Consider the following 14,830-nt stretch of genomic DNA (forward strand, 5'->3'; position numbering starts at 1 on the left):
TCAACTCGGTCCGTCATCAGAAAAGACATCTACCGTTACCTTACGCCATGTCCCGACTCTCCTACTCTACCGGCTTGCTGCTAAGCCTTGGTTTCCTTGCTGCCTGCCAGATGGCCAAACCCACTTCCCCAACTACCGCCAGCCAACCAGCCGCCGCACCGCCAGCTCCCGTGTGGCAATCAGCAGCCTACACTGTCTTTCGTGATTCGCTGGTGCAGGGGCCGCACACGGCGCGGGCCCTGTCCCGCCAGGAGCTGACCTCTGACTACCAAAGCCCCGCCAATGCGTTCCAAAGCCCGCAGGTGAGCTTCAAATTCAGTGTCAACGGCAAAGACAACGAAATGCCCCCCGGCCAGGACCACCTGTTTCTGGCGCTGCCGGCCGCCGGGGGTGCAACCCTCGAAACGCCGGTTATCGTGTTCGGGCAGCAGTCGGTGGACAAGCGCCCGGTGCCGGCCAACCAGTACTTGGCGCCCAACACGCCGCTCACCATCCGGCTGGATCTGCGGCCGATGCTGGCGGCGTTTCAGAAGCAGGGTTACTACACGCTTCACAACGGGCAGAAACTCTATAAGGCCGATTTCAAGCACGTATTCGTGGCTGGCAACACTGCGCCGCTCAGCTGGGACTTCGACAACCTCATCAACAAGCCGCCGCTGGAGTTGAAAGACCCCGACGGCAACGGCATCTACGAAACCACGGTGGTGCTCAACGCCCACTCCGACCAAAAAAGCACCGCTGCCCGCTGGCAGGCTACGCTCGATGTGTCGGCGTTTCCGCAGCTCACTTCTGATTTTCCGCTGCTCGATGCGCTGTACAATATGGCGCTGGAAGAAGCCAAGCGCGCCGTGGAGCCCGACGGCACGTTCCGCACCGGCCAAGAGTGGGCCGGCGTCTGGACTCGCGACATCAGCTACAGCATCATTCTGAGCCAGGCGCTGCTGCAGCCGGAAGCAGCCAAAACCAGCCTGATGCGCAAGGTCACGCCCGAAGGCCGCATCATCCAGGACACCGGCACCGGCGGCGCCTACCCCGTTTCCACCGACCGGATTATCTGGGCCACGGCCGCCTGGGAAATCTACCTCACCACCGGCGACGAAGGCTGGCTGCGGCAGGTGTACCCCATCATCAAGCGCACTATTGAAGACGACGAGCAGGTAGCGTATGATGCGCAAACCGGACTCGTGCGCGGCGAATCATCGTTTCTGGACTGGCGCGAGCAAACCTACCCCAAGTGGATGCAGCCCGTGGACATCTACCAGAGCGAAAACCTGGGCACCAACGCCGCGCACTACCAGGGCAATATCGTGCTGGGGCTGATGGCCGAAAAGCTGGGCGAAACCGCCGTGGCCCGTGCCGCGCAAACCCGTGCGGCCCGCATCGGCAAGGGCATCAACGAACACCTGTGGCTGGAAGACAAAGGCTACTACGGACAGTTCCGCTACGGCCGCGTGCATCAGCAGGTGTCGCCCAAGTCGGAGGCACTGGGTGAGGCGCTGGCAGTGCTGTTCGGCGTGGCCGAGGGCAGCCGGCCGCAAACCATCGTGGCCCGCACCCCCGTCATGGACTACGGTGTGCCGTGCATCTACCCCCAGATTTCCGGCATCCCGCCCTACCACAATAACGCCGTGTGGCCCTTCGTGCAGAGCTATTGGGGACTGGCAGCGGCGAAAGTCGGCAACGAAACCGCCTTTATGGAAAGTTTGATGGCCGTGGCCCGGCCCGCGGCGCTGTTCCTGACCAACAAGGAAAACTTTGTGGCCAGCAACGGCGACTTCGCCGGCACCCAAATCAACAGCAGCAACATGCTCTGGAGCCTTTCGGGCGCACTGGGGCTGGTATACAAGGGATTGTTTGGCATGAACTTCCAAGCCAACCAGCTTACGTTCCAGCCGTTTGTGCCGCAGGCGCTGGCGGGTACGCGCAAGCTCACCAACTTTCGGTACCGGGGCGCCGTGCTCAACATCGAAATGGTCGGCTTCGGCCAGGGCATCCGCCAGATTACGCTGGATGGTAAGCCGCTGCCCGACGCCACCATCCCGGCCACACTTACCGGCCCGCATAACATCCGGATTGAGCTGCCCAACATGTCGTTGGCGGCCTCATCGCAGAACAAAGTAGCGCACCACGTAGCGCCCCCGACGCCTGCCGTGCGCTATACGACTGGTGCTCTGGTGTGGCCTGCCGTGGAGGGTGCCCGCGCTTACCAGGTGCTGCGCAACAGCCAGTTTGCGGCCCGTACCACTGAAACCACCTACGCTGTGCCCGTCGGCCAATCATTCAGCGAATACCAGGTGGTGGCCATCGACGCGCAGGGCTTCGAGGGGTTCGCCAGTGAGCCGGTGGTGCCGGAGGCCGCCCGCCACACACAGCTTGTGGAAGTGGAAGCGGTGGCCTTGAAAGTGGAAAGGGTTCACAAGGATCATCTCGGCGAAGGCTACACCGGTAAAGGCTTCGTTATTATCAGCAAAGACCTAAACCGCCGCCTCGCGGTACCAATATCAGTGTCAGCGGCGGGTATGTACGCCCTCGATTTTCGCTACGCTAACGGCAACGGTCCCATCAACACCAGCAACAAGTGCGCAATCCGCACGCTCCGCCTTGGGGCGACACAAGTAGGCACGGTAGTACTGCCACAGCGCGGCGTGGACGAGTGGTCCGATTGGGGCTACTCCAACCCAATTGTGGTGCAACTGCCAAAAGGCCGCACGGTCCTTACTCTTACACTGGAAGCAGCCAATGAGAATATGAACGGCGCCGTGAATGAGGCTATTTTAGATCAACTGCGCATCACCAAGGTAAACTGACCACCATTCAATTCTCCTTAAAAAGGATATTTGTCAGAAAATATAAAAACTTTATCATTTAGTAGCGAATGATTCGCAACCTGCGTAAATTCGCTACGTATTGGTAGCCCACCCCATAATCATTCTGGCTTATGCACCCTTCCTCTGTTACTCGCCACGACATTCAGACTGAAGGCGACATCAAAACGCTTGTGGACACGCTCTGCCATAAGGCTACGCAGGACACGCTACTTGGTGCCAGCTTTGGAGCAGCAGCCCGCATCCACTGGCCTCACTACCTCACGTCGCAGTACCGTTATTGGAGCAGCACACTGTTAGGCCAGGGCACGATTGAAGGCGAGCCCCTGCCCGAGCAAGTGGCCCTGCCGCGTAGCGGTGCCCACGTCGAGCATTGGCTGAATCTGTTTTCTTCGACGGTGGAAGAGCACTTCACCGGCTCCCGCGCCGAACAAGCCAAGCAAGTAGCGCAACAAATGGCCACGCGCCTTAGCGCCACCCGCACCCGCGAGCTGCCGGTCGACTAATTTTTTATTACCGTTCCCCCTCTTTAAAAAGGCCCCTCGGATTCTGATTCGAGGGGCCTTTTTCTTGCTGACGCAAGTAGCAGCTTGCTACTTGAGTCTCTTCTGCAAGAAGTGAGCTTGCATATATTCTACCAGCTTATCGAAACCCCTATATTCCAAACTTTGCAGGTATACACGGTCACCGTACTTAAAGTCAAAGTGTAGGCCTCGTCCCATACTCCCTTCCCCTGGAATAGTAACTACCCACCACCCGAGCAAAGTATTCATCGACTGTCGGCTCAGGACTTTTGCTGGCAGTTGCTCCAACAGAAATTCCTGGCTAGTGACCGTAACTCTATATCGTTTGAGGGCAGACACATAGTACCATGGCGGCACTACGCCAACGAGCAGCACAAGCAGTATCCAACCCCAGGTTTGGCTGTTTTTCTGCCCAGCCTCTGCATTAACCAAAATAAAGAAACAGATGATCAGGCTTACCGCCATACATAGGTAGCAACTCAGCTTAGTAATCGTATTGTCGGACTCAAGCTGAATAGACTGTTGCTTCATAGTTGGCAAAATAAAAGCCGTGCCTCCACATTAGAGGCACGGCTTTCAAAAGTATTATTCCTGACGATTACACGCCCAGCAGCAGGCGGGTCGGGTCTTCGAGCAGCTCCTTCACGCGCACCAGGAACGACACCGACTCGCGGCCGTCAATGATGCGGTGGTCGTAGCTCAGGGCGAGGTACATCATGGGGCGAATCACCACCTGGCCGTTTTCGGCAATCGGACGCTGCACGATGTTGTGCATGCCGAGGATAGCCGACTGCGGGGCGTTGATAATCGGGGTGCTCATCATGGAGCCGAACACGCCGCCGTTGGTGATGGTGAACGTGCCGCCGGTCATCTGCTCGATGGTGAGCTTGTTGTCGCGGGCCAGGCCAGCAAGGCGCACGATTTCCTTCTCGATACCATCAAACGACAGCTCCTCAGCGTTGCGGATCACCGGCACCACGAGGCCTTTGGGGGCCGATACGGCAATGCTGATGTCGCAGAAGTCGTTGTACACGATGTCGGTGCCATCAATCTGGGCATTCACGGCGGGCCACTCTTTCAGGGCCACGCACACGGCCTTGGTGAAGAACGACATGAAGCCGAGGCCTACCGAGTGCTTCTCCTTGAACTTGTCCTTGAACTTATTGCGCAGGTCCATGATGGGCTGCATGTTCACCTCGTTGAAGGTGGTGAGCATGGCCGTTTCATTTTTCACCGATACCAGACGGCGGGCGACAGTCTTGCGCAGGTTGCTCATCCGCTCACGGCGCACGTTGCGGTTGCCGCTGGCAGCCGGAGCCGTCTGGGGTGCCGCAGCCGGTTTGGCGGCAGCGGGAGCAGCGGCCGGAGCCGGCGCAGCAGGCTTGGATTGGGCGTTCTGGGCATCTTCTTTCGTGATGCGGCCGTCGCGGCCCGAGCCCTGCACGTCGGCGGGGCTGATGCCTTTCTCACCGAGGATTTTGCCGGCCGCCGGCGAAGGCGTGCCGGTAGCGTAGCTGGTGGTTGCCGAAGCCGCCGGAGCAGCGGCGGCCGGAGCAGCCTGGGCAGCAGCCGGAGCAGCGGCGGGAGCAGCGGCGGGAGCAGCGGCGAGAGCAGAAGCCGGAGCAGAAGCCGGAGCAGCAGCACCGCTGCCGCCTTCGATGCGGGCAATGGTAGCACCGATGCCGATGGTTTCGCCTTCCTTGGCGGCGTGGCGCAGGATGCCGGTGCCTTCGGCGGGCAGCTCAAACGTGGCCTTGTCCGATTCCAGCTCGGCAATGATTTCGTCGCGCTGTACCTGGGCGCCGTCTTCCTTCAGCCACTTGGCCACCGTCACTTCCGTGATGGATTCGCCCACGGCCGGAATCGTCATTTCCACGGTAGCACCGCCGCCGTTGCTAGCGGGGGCAGCAGCCGGAGCGGCGGCACCGCCTTCGGGCTGGCCGCCGTAGCCGGCCTGGTCGCTGGCTTTGGGGTTTTCCTCGCCCTTACTCACGGGGTCAGCAGCAGGAGCAGCCGGGGCGCTGGCGGTCGGAGCAGCAGCGGCTGGCGCAGCAGCAGCACCGTCGCCGTCAATTTCAGCAATGGTGGTGCCGATGCCGATGGTTTCGCCCTCGGCAACGCGGATTTTCAGCACGCCGTCGGCCTCGGCGGGCAGCTCGAACGTGGCTTTGTCGGATTCCAGCTCGGCCAGAATCTCGTCGCGCTTCACGGTGTCACCGTCGGCTTTCAGCCACTTGGCAATGGTTACTTCGGTGATAGACTCGCCGACGGCGGGGATTTTAATTTCCAGACCCATAAGTGGGAGTTTTGAAGGGTTTCGGTGGGTGTAGCGCGAATTTTGCAGTTCGCGGCTCCTGAACTATCGGTGAAAGAACGTCGAGATACGCGAACTACAAAGTTCGCGCTACGGCTAGTCCTGCTTCTTGGCTACTTCGGCGGTGGCTTTGATGTTGTCGTCGGCCACGGCTTCCTTGGGCTTGTCGAAGGCGCGGGCCACGAGGTCCTTCTGCTCCTTCACGTGCACCTTGTTGTAGCCGGTAGCCGGCGAGGCCGAAGGCTTGCGCGAAATCACGTCTTCCAGCTCGCGGCGCATGAAGCGCAGCAGGTAGTTCCAGTAGCCCATGTTCTCGGGCTCTTCCTGCACCCAGTACAGCTTGGCTTTGGGGTACTTGGCCAGCTCGGCATCAAGCTGCTTTTTTGGGAAGGGGTGCAGCTGCTCCAAACGCACAATGGCCACGTCGGTGCGGCCCGACTGCTGCTGCTCGTCCAGCAGGTCGAAGTACACTTTGCCCGAGCACAGCAGCACGCGCTTCACCTTCTTGGCGTCGGCGTACACGTCGCCGAGCACCTCGCGGAAGTGGCCGGAGGTGAACTCCTCCACCGGCGACACGCACAGTGGGTGGCGCAGCATCGACTTCGGCGACATCACCACCAGCGGCTTGCGGAACTCCCAGGTCAGCTGGCGGCGCAGCGCGTGGAAGAAGTTGGCCGGCGTGGTCATGTTGGCCACGATGATATTGTTTTCGGCGGCCAGCTGCAGGAACCGCTCGGGGCGGGCGTTGGAGTGCTCGGGGCCCTGGCCTTCGTAGCCGTGGGGCAGCTGCAGCACCACGCCGTTCATGCGCTGCCACTTGCTTTCCGACGACACGATGAACTGGTCAATCATGGTCTGGGCACCATTGGCGAAGTCGCCGAACTGGGCTTCCCAGATCACCAGGGCCGTGGGGTTGGCCATGGCGTAGCCGAATTCAAAGCCCAGCACCGCGTACTCGCTCAGCAGCGAGTTGTAGATGCTCAGCTTCTCCTGGCCTTCGCCAATGTAGTTGAGCGAGTTGTACGGGGCCGAGGTTTCGGCGTCGTGCAACACGGCGTGGCGGTGCGAGAACGTGCCGCGCTGCACGTCCTGGCCGCTTACGCGCACAATGTGCTTCTCGTCGAGCAGGGAGCCGTAGGCCAGCAGCTCGCCGGCAGCCCAGTTCAGCACCCGCGTCTCGAAGAACATCTTCTTGCGCTCCTCCATCAGCTTTTCAATCTGCTTCAGGGGGCGGAAGCCTTCGGGCAGCGTGGTCAGGGCCTTGCCTACTTTGGCCACCACTTCCTCGCTGATACCGGTTTCCGGTGACTTCTCGAAGTCCTCGGGCTTGCTGCGGCGCAGGCTGCGCCACTCGTTTTCGAGGGCCTGGTAGTTGTAGGGCAGCGGCTTCTGCTTCACCATGTCCAGGCGGGCCTGCAGGGTGTCGCGGAACTCCTTGTCCATCTGCTGGGCCAGCTGCGCGTCCACGTCGCCGCGCTGCACCAGCATGGCGTTGTACACCTCGCGGGGGTTCTGGTGCTTGCTGATGAGGTTGTAGAGCGTGGGCTGGGTGAACTTGGGCTCGTCCGACTCGTTGTGGCCGTGGCGGCGGTAGCACACCATATCAATGAAGATATCGGCGTGGAACTGCTGGCGGTACTCGGTGGCGAGGCGCACGGCAAACACCACGGCCTCGGGGTCGTCGCCGTTCACGTGCAACACCGGCGCGTCGATGATCTTGGCGAGGTCGGTGCTGTAAATCGAAGATCGGGCGTCCTCGAAATCAGTAGTAAAACCCACTTGGTTATTAATCACGAAGTGCAGCGTGCCGCCGGTGCGGTAGCCTTCCAGCAACGACATCTGGGTCAGCTCGTAGCCGATACCCTGGCCAGCCAGCGCCGCGTCGCCGTGAATCAGAATGGGCAGAATCTGGTGGTAGTCGCCGCCGTACTGGTGCTCGATTTTGGCACGCACAAAGCCTTCCACCACCGGGTTTACCGCCTCCAGGTGGGAGGGGTTGGGCGCCAGCTTCAGGTTGACTTTCTGGCCGCCTTCAGTTTCCACCTCCGACGAATAGCCCATGTGGTACTTCACGTCGCCGTCGCCCATGGTCAGATCCGGCACGGCCGTTCCCTCGAATTCCGAGAAGATCTGCTCGTAGGTTTTGCCCATGATGTTGGCCAGTACGTTCAGGCGGCCGCGGTGAGCCATGCCAATCATCACCTCCTGTACGCCCAGTTCCGAAGCCTTATTAATAATAGCGTCGAGGGCTGGGATGGTGGTTTCACCGCCTTCCAGCGAGAACCGCTTCTGGCCCAGAAACTTCGTGTGCAGGAAGTTCTCGAATACCACCGCCTCGTTCAGCTTCTTGAGGATGCGCTTTTTATACTCCACGCCGGGGTTGAAGCTCAGCGAGTCCTTCTCCACTTTCTCGCGGAACCAGTCGAGCACCTGCGGGTCGCGGATGTACATGTACTCGAAGCCGATGGTGCGGGTGTACACCTTCTGCAGGGCGGCCACAATCTCGCGCAGCGTGGCTTCCGAGCCCAGGCCCAGCACTTCGCCATTCTTGAATTTGGTGTCGAGGTCGGCGTCGCTCAGGCCGAAATCGGCAATGTTGAGGCGGGCCTTCCGGTCCTTCCGCTCACGCACCGGGTTGGTTTTAGCCACCAGGTGGCCGCGGCTGCGGTAGGCGTGAATGAGGTTGCGCACCTGCGTTTCCTTGTCGGCCGCTACCGTGTCCACGGCCCGGACGGCGCCGGCCTGGTTGGTGCTGGCCGAGGTGGTCAGTACGCCTTCGCCATCGGCCTGCGGCATCCCGTCCTCGGGGTACTGCTGGGCGAAGTCGAAGCCTTCAAAGAATTTCTGCCAGCTCGCATCCACCGACTGCGGGTCGGCCTTGTAAGACTGGTACAGGTTGTCGAGGTAGTCGCCGTGGGCGTTGGCGATATAAGAGTTGGCGTCCATGCGGTGGGAGCTGGTGGTGTCAGGGGGTAAAGGTAAACAGGCTGATCAGGAAGTAAAAACTGATATGCGCATGTACAAATAAACCTGTTAATCAATCACATAATTTCACCTGAGTTTCTTGCACAGGTACCGATGTCCAATCTATCAAATAAATACAAAAGCCGCTCCCGTCACGCAGGAACGGCTTTCAGTGAAGCAGTAGCGCGAACTTTGCAGTTCGCGCCCCCGAACGACTACCGTTGCTACGGCGCGGGGACGCGAACTACAAAGTTCGCGCTACTGCTTGCGGTGCTACTTCAATGCCATCTTGAAGATGTAGTAGGGTTGGTCCTGCTTGCCGATGCCCTTATTCCAAGTGGGAGTTTTGTGGATGGATGATGTAGTAACGTATAGCGTTTTGCCGTCGCCGGAGAAGGCAAACGTATCGGGCCACTCCAGGCGCGGGTCTTGCACCACCGTTTCGATGTTGCCGGCCGGCGTGCGGCGCTTAATCGAATGATCCTCGAAGGCACTCAGGTACAGATTGTTCTGAGCATCGATTTCCATACCGTCGGAGGCAGGCACTTTGCCTAGGTCCTCAATTTGGGTGGCCAGTTGGGCATCGGTGAGGGCGGGGTTGCGCAGGGCTTCCGTTTTGATGCGGAACAGGGTGTAGCTGGTCAGCGGCTTCCAGTAGAGGTACTGCATATCTTGGCTCAGCGCAATGCCGTCGGCGTTGAACTGGGCGCGCTTGCCGGTAGCATCAATCAGCTCCTTGCCGTCGGCCTTGATGTTGAGCGTGGTGTCGCCCATCATGGTGGAATGGCCCGCCAGCAGCTTGCGCGCCTTCCCCGACTTCAGATCCACCACCACCAAGCTGCCCACCCCCGACTCGGTGATGTAGGCGTACTGGTTCTGGGTGTCGATGCGCACGTCGTTGAGGTAGGATTTACGCGAAGCCACGCTTTCCGGGATGCTGATGTTCTGCACCACCTTGTCGGTTTTGGGGTCAATTTTGACCAGCTTGGGGCCGCCGGGCACCGTGCCCTTGATGCCAGGCGAGGCCGGGTCGAGCACCCACAGCATACCGGTTTTGTCGGCGTGGACGCTCTGGGGGCAGATCCAGTGCTTCTGGGGCTCGTTTTTCACGGTTTCGTTCCAAGCGCACCAGTCGGCGTCGGGGTAGCCTTTTACCGAGCCGTCGGGCATCACCTCCGCAATGGGGTTCACGGGGTTGTTGTCCCAGCGGGGGAAGTCGGCAAACACGCGGCCGTCGGGTAGCACTGCCACACCCACCATCTGCGGCTCCCGGAATTGGGCTACTATCTGCAGTGGCGAATTAGCAGGTGCTACCGGACCAGCCGTTTGAGTTGAATCCGTGGCGGCAGCTGTGCCGCCGGCATCGGTGGCGGGAGTAGAGGGCGAGGAGCAGGCAGGCAGCAGTGCCAGAGCGAGTAGCTTGGTTGCCAGTAGAACCTTTTTGTTTGACAGGGGACCAGATGAATACATATGCAGTGGTTAAGTAAGGAGCATCAATCAACGACAGTGAAGAAGTACGGTCCTGATTCCATACGCGGGCATGATTGAAGAGTTCTTACTCCACTTATAACCCAATCGTTTCTCTGCGCGTATGGGGCGGACTTAAACAATCATTTTCGATACAGGTTCTACTAACGCCATTAGCACATACTGAAAAAGCCAGTTTAGAAAAAAGTGTTACCTTTGACCCCTCCAAAAAGACAATATTTTACAAGTGCAATCAATTATTATTTTTATCTATATTTATACCACAAATCACCTTTCACTTGCTTGTTTACGGCTTTTCAAGCCGCTGAATATACCTTACCCTGTGCTTTCAGCCTGCTAACGCAGATGGCGCACTTCCCATTAGCCGAGTCGGGCCGGCTGTCCATTCTCTCCGGACAAAGAGCGAGAGTCCACGAACCCAAACGTCATGTCCCTTGCCTTATTCCTATTAACCTTACTCTTTCCACCCCGCACCCTCACAGACTCGGCTCTTGCGCTGCCATCCACTGTTGCCAGCATTAGCCCCCGTCCGGTACAGCTTGTAGTACCGGTGACGCCCATGCAACGGCCCACTGCTCCTCCTCAATCTCTGTCGTACCGCGTTACGGCAACCACGTACTGGCCTGAAGTGGGCCAAACCGACGATGCTCCGATGGAAACTGCTGATGGCTCCATCATTCCGGCTCGTCATTCCAGCAAAACCCGCTGGCTTGCCGTATCCCGCGACCTACTTAATAAATGGGGCGGGCCATTCAAATACGGTGATAAAGTGCGCGTCAGTGGTATTTCTGACGCTTTGGATGGTGTTTACATCATTCACGATACCATGAACCGCCGCCACCACCATTGCGTGGATGTGCTGGTGAACGAGCGGGAATGCAAATCTGGGCTTGAAGGCCGCTGGCCGAATATCAGGCTTAGCAAGTTTGTATTCGAGCCATCCTGGCAGGCCAGCTAACCGAACCGGCACCTGCCTTCAGTATCCCCCTACCTGTGCTAATCCTGCTGGCCCTGAAAGTGCTGCAGCTGCTGAGGCTGCCCTTCGGTATCGTATAGCAGGCTGAGTGGCTGGGTTGGGTCGTGCATAATTTGTGAGAGCGGAATCTGCCAGGGCTTCCACATCTCCAGCAACGACTGGGCATATCCGCTGTTCTCCCAGGGGTTGAATACAGCGCCCGTTACATCGTCAATCAATGTGTCCATTACCAACGTAGTGTCGCCGGGGTGCACGGTGCGCGGGTAGTAATCGGGCACTACATTAAGCAAGTAGGCGGCGTAATATACTCGGGCCTTAAATTCAGCTACTTGCACCGGATGCAGGGGTCGCTGTGCATCGTCGTAGACGCGGCGCATAGCCTGCCGAATGATGCCATTATCTACGAGGCAAGCCACAAGCACAGCCTCATCCAGCTTGATGCTGAACGTGAGGGTACTCAAATCATCATCGTAAGAGAATGGCAGCGTGTCCTCCTGCTGATCAACTTCCAGCAGGAAGATGGAACCCGGCACGAAATCATCGTACTGCATGGGTATACGCAACGCCTGAAATGGCTGGAAGAAAGCCTGGAAACGGCGAAACAGCTGCGCGTTTTCGGCCAGCGGGTACTGTGGGCGCGCCAGCGGCATCAGTTCATTGAGCAGTTCCGTGACCAGAACGCCATAGAACATCTTGCCTAGCCACAAAAACAAGGTCTGCTCGTCCAGCTGACGCAGGCCAGCTAATCCTTGCTCGGCAGCTTGCTGCACACGCCCTTCCAGTGGCTCTACGTGCTGGGCACGGCACTGCGGGCAGCACGCAATCTGCAGGTCCTGGTAGCGCACGATGCTCATGTCCAGCAGCTTAATCTGGCGTTCGTGCAGATTATAGCGGGTCATCAGCCACTCGGCAAACACAGGCACCACGTCTTGCCCGGGCACAGTGAATGTGCCACACAAAAAACAATGCTTCTGGCTGAACTGCATCCCCGTAAACGGGTCGTAGAGAGCCAAGGGCGGAAGAGACGGAAGTACTGAACCAGATTCCATAGGTAGGTAAGCTGCTAAGAGCCGCAAAAGTACGTTGCAGATACCGGCCTACCGCTTTACTTGTATCCAAGCGGCCTATCAACAGCACAGCCCTTACCTGAAACACGCCAATTGCCAGAAGCAAGGCGTATTTTCAGATAAGGGCTGTGCTGTTGATAGGCGCTAGTAGTACTAGGCCGAAAAAACTAGCGTGAAAGCGAAGAGCCCATCTTTATAAGCACTTTTCCTAAGTGCAAAAGCGGGCCCGAATAGTCACCATTAGACTCTTCGGCAACCTTTGAGGTTTCGGCGCCAAGCGTAGCCAGCGTTTCGGCTAAGTCGTGCGACTGGGTGTCGGGGGCGGTGAGCTGCTCACGAAGCGTAGCCAGTTCCTGAATTATTTTTGCCAGACCGGGACGCTCCGAAGCTTTCAGCACCTGCTCCCACCGTTCTATTTCAGTTAGCCCCTGCTGGTCGGGCTTATCGGGAAGGCCAGCGTTGAGCAGCGTGAGGGTATCCTCCAACAGGGCAGTGTTTTGCTGATCAGTGACTGTAAGGGGCACTGTGGGAACAGGCGTGTTTTGGGGAGTGGAGGCCGTGGAATCCATGGGGAAAAATCTAACGGATGTAAGGAAGGTGGTTGTCTATACTTGCCCGCCGCCGGAAAAGTTGAGTTACCCTATGCCCATTAGCTGCGTAGAAAGCTGCCGGCCATTTTGCGTTGCGGCCGGACCGCTGCTTTTTCTATGCTCCACACCTACCTTCCGGTTCCTTTCTCAGACGCCACCCGTCAGCAACAGTTCGACGATTTACGCGGGGCGTTGCTGGCTGAAACCGGCGCGCCCGTTACCCTGCTGCTTGGCAATATAGCAATAGACGGCCCCAACGAAGAGGTGCTCGATGCTGTGCTTATCCGGCCGCACAGCATCGTGCTGCTGCTATTGCTGCCAGGCGGCGGCACGCTTCATATTCCCGACTTTGGCTACAGCGCCTGGCGCCTGGCCGGACGGCCACTCACCGGCTCGGCCGGGGCCGACAATCCTTTTCAGCAATTCAGCCGGCAAAAAGAAGCTCTGGCAGCCTGGCTTCGGCCTCAGCTTCCGCCGGAGGCAGTGAACCTCAACTTTATTGCGGGCCTAGCGCTGTTTGAACAGCCACTCATATTTGGGCCCGAAATTGAGGAGCGAATGAGCAGCGTGCCCGCCAGCAGCAGCTTTCATCTGCTGCCTAACCCTGCTAACTGCACCCGGCGCCTGCGGCAGTTGGCTACCCCGGAAATCGACCTAACGCCTGCTGACATCACGCAGTTGGCAGAAGAGCTATTGCAGCAGGAACCGGAATCCCAGCCAGCTATTTTCGCCACCTTAGTCGACGCTGAGGGCAACCCGGTCAGGACGTCGGCACAACCTGTAAGCAGTTCAGAAGAAACTCAAACCCTGGCTGACCGACCGGAAACGGCCAACCCGGCCTCGCCTGAAGCAACTCAGCTTAAGAGGGCGGCGAACTGGCTGTGGCGCTGGCTGGGGGCAGAGGACGTGTCGGACCCCGACGCGGATCAGCTTGCCGACGACACCTACACTACTGCCGCTCCGCAGGCTCAGAAAGATGAGCTGGAGCGGCTGCGCGCCAGCATGCAGGCCGAGCTGGGTGCACAGCTTCAGGCGCTGGAAACCCGCGAAAAAGAGCGGGAGCAAAGCATTGCGCAGTTGCGCCAGCAGCTAACGGCAGCTCCGCCCGTGACGGCCGAAGCCCAGGCACTCCAAGCCCGGCTTGCTTTAGAAAACCAGGAAAAAGAACGCCTGGAGGCCGCCATGCGTGCTTCCCGCACCGACCTGGAGGAGCGCAACCGGGCGCTGGACAGCCGTATCCAACAGCTGGAAAGCCTGATGCAGCAGCTCCGCCAGACGCCCTCCACGTTAAATGGTGCACCAGCTGCTACGCCCAGTGCCACAGCCACCCAGCCAGTTCAGCGGCCGAACTGGCGGCAGGCCAAGCAGCGCCTCCGGCAATGGCGACGCTACAAAAAGCAGGCAACACTTGCTGGCGCCGGCTTGCTGGGCGTAGGGCTGTTGTGGTGGGGCGTGCGCACCGCCACAGCCGGGCCGCCGGTTCCGTTTCAGGAAGGCGGGCGCTGGGGCTACCTCACGGCGCACGCCGATACGCTGGTGCCGGCCCGGTACACGTCGGCGGGGGCTTTTGAGGCGGAGGACCGGGCAATAGTGGAACTGGATGGCGCGTTTGGGTTCCTTGGTAAAGACGGCAAAGAGGTGGTACCGCCGGCCTACGATGCGCTGCAGCCCTATTCCGACGGCTATGCCCGTGCCCGCATCGGCAAGCTTTACACGTTCCTGGACTTGCAGGGCCAGGAGTTCAACACCTATTACTATGCGGCCTTGCCTTTCAGTGAGGGCAAGGCCGCCGTGCTGGACCGCCGCGGCTGGTTCTACATCACCGGCCCCGAAGAACTTACCAAAGAGCCGGTCATCTTTCAAGAGGCGTATCCATTTCGGGAGGGGTTGGCCCGCGTGAAGCGCAATGGCCAGTACACTTTTATCAATGAAGCTTACCTCACTGACCCAACCAAGGGCACTGAACCGTTCGGCAACTACGACAGCGCCGCTGACTTTGTGGAGGGCCGTGCCCGCGTCACCCAGCAAGGCCGTACGTTCTATATCGACACCGATGCCGACGAAGTGAAATAAGCGGCCTTG

Annotated in this window: 10 protein-coding genes; 4 read left to right on the forward strand and 6 right to left on the reverse strand. The window is 59.1% G+C overall.

Annotated elements, in window-relative coordinates:
• Positions 1-47 precede the first annotated feature (47 nt).
• Both H8B14_RS04120 and H8B14_RS04125 read left to right on the forward strand, forming a co-directional pair.
• The gene (locus H8B14_RS04120) at positions 48-2,807 is read left to right on the forward strand and encodes an alpha-L-rhamnosidase-related protein (RefSeq protein ID WP_187314307.1); all 2,760 of its coding nucleotides are present in this window, start codon (positions 48-50) and stop codon (positions 2,805-2,807) included.
• Between the two features lie 131 nt (positions 2,808-2,938).
• Positions 2,939-3,331, forward strand: coding sequence for a group III truncated hemoglobin (locus tag H8B14_RS04125; RefSeq protein ID WP_187314308.1), 393 nt, complete (start codon positions 2,939-2,941; stop codon positions 3,329-3,331).
• 87 nt (positions 3,332-3,418) lie between these two features.
• Here H8B14_RS04125 and H8B14_RS04130 read toward each other — a convergent pair whose 3' ends face one another.
• The 4 genes from H8B14_RS04130 to H8B14_RS04145 form a co-directional block, all read right to left on the reverse strand.
• Entirely contained in the window at positions 3,419-3,880 is a 462-nt protein-coding gene (locus H8B14_RS04130; RefSeq protein WP_187314309.1) for a hypothetical protein, read from the reverse strand.
• A gap of 67 nt (positions 3,881-3,947) precedes the next feature.
• Positions 3,948-5,645: a 2-oxoglutarate dehydrogenase complex dihydrolipoyllysine-residue succinyltransferase gene (gene odhB, locus H8B14_RS04135; protein ID WP_187314310.1), complete on the reverse strand. Its 1,698-nt coding sequence runs from the start codon at positions 5,643-5,645 to the stop codon at positions 3,948-3,950.
• Positions 5,646-5,759: 114 nt separating this feature from the next.
• Positions 5,760-8,609: a 2-oxoglutarate dehydrogenase E1 component gene (locus H8B14_RS04140; RefSeq protein ID WP_187314311.1), complete on the reverse strand. Its 2,850-nt coding sequence runs from the start codon at positions 8,607-8,609 to the stop codon at positions 5,760-5,762.
• Between the two features lie 291 nt (positions 8,610-8,900).
• Complete coding sequence (locus H8B14_RS04145) at positions 8,901-10,097, reverse strand: SMP-30/gluconolactonase/LRE family protein (RefSeq protein ID WP_187314312.1); 1,197 nt, start codon at positions 10,095-10,097, stop codon at positions 8,901-8,903.
• A 445-nt stretch (positions 10,098-10,542) separates the two neighbouring features.
• Here H8B14_RS04145 and H8B14_RS04150 point away from each other — a divergent pair, with 445 nt between their 5' ends.
• Positions 10,543-11,073 carry an RlpA-like double-psi beta-barrel domain-containing protein gene (locus H8B14_RS04150; RefSeq protein WP_187314313.1) on the forward strand — a complete coding sequence of 177 codons (531 nt, stop codon included), beginning with the start codon at positions 10,543-10,545 and terminating at the stop codon, positions 11,071-11,073.
• 38 nt (positions 11,074-11,111) lie between these two features.
• Here H8B14_RS04150 and H8B14_RS04155 read toward each other — a convergent pair whose 3' ends face one another.
• Positions 11,112-12,032 (reverse strand): hypothetical protein, encoded by a 921-nt coding sequence (locus H8B14_RS04155; RefSeq protein ID WP_315984800.1) that lies wholly within the window; start codon positions 12,030-12,032, stop codon positions 11,112-11,114.
• Between the two features lie 293 nt (positions 12,033-12,325).
• The gene (locus tag H8B14_RS04160; RefSeq protein ID WP_187314314.1) at positions 12,326-12,727 is read right to left on the reverse strand and encodes a hypothetical protein; all 402 of its coding nucleotides are present in this window, start codon (positions 12,725-12,727) and stop codon (positions 12,326-12,328) included.
• 138 nt (positions 12,728-12,865) lie between these two features.
• Between H8B14_RS04160 and H8B14_RS04165 the strand changes: the two genes are divergently transcribed.
• Positions 12,866-14,821 carry a WG repeat-containing protein gene (locus tag H8B14_RS04165; protein ID WP_187314315.1) on the forward strand — a complete coding sequence of 652 codons (1,956 nt, stop codon included), beginning with the start codon at positions 12,866-12,868 and terminating at the stop codon, positions 14,819-14,821.
• The last annotated feature ends 9 nt before the right edge of the window (positions 14,822-14,830 follow it).

This window comes from Hymenobacter puniceus (assembly GCF_014333525.1).
Taxonomy (GTDB): domain Bacteria; phylum Bacteroidota; class Bacteroidia; order Cytophagales; family Hymenobacteraceae; genus Hymenobacter.

Coding starts and splice junctions, on each gene's coding strand:
- H8B14_RS04120 (WP_187314307.1), top strand. CDS start 48: ATGTCCCGACTCTCCTACTCTACCGGCTTGCTGCTAAGCCTTGGTTTC.
- H8B14_RS04125 (WP_187314308.1), top strand. CDS start 2,939: ATGCACCCTTCCTCTGTTACTCGCCACGACATTCAGACTGAAGGCGAC.
- H8B14_RS04130 (WP_187314309.1), bottom strand. CDS start 3,880: ATGAAGCAACAGTCTATTCAGCTTGAGTCCGACAATACGATTACTAAG.
- odhB (WP_187314310.1), bottom strand. CDS start 5,645: ATGGGTCTGGAAATTAAAATCCCCGCCGTCGGCGAGTCTATCACCGAA.
- H8B14_RS04140 (WP_187314311.1), bottom strand. CDS start 8,609: ATGGACGCCAACTCTTATATCGCCAACGCCCACGGCGACTACCTCGAC.
- H8B14_RS04145 (WP_187314312.1), bottom strand. CDS start 10,097: ATGTATTCATCTGGTCCCCTGTCAAACAAAAAGGTTCTACTGGCAACC.
- H8B14_RS04150 (WP_187314313.1), top strand. CDS start 10,543: ATGTCCCTTGCCTTATTCCTATTAACCTTACTCTTTCCACCCCGCACC.
- H8B14_RS04160 (WP_187314314.1), bottom strand. CDS start 12,727: ATGGATTCCACGGCCTCCACTCCCCAAAACACGCCTGTTCCCACAGTG.
- H8B14_RS04165 (WP_187314315.1), top strand. CDS start 12,866: ATGCTCCACACCTACCTTCCGGTTCCTTTCTCAGACGCCACCCGTCAG.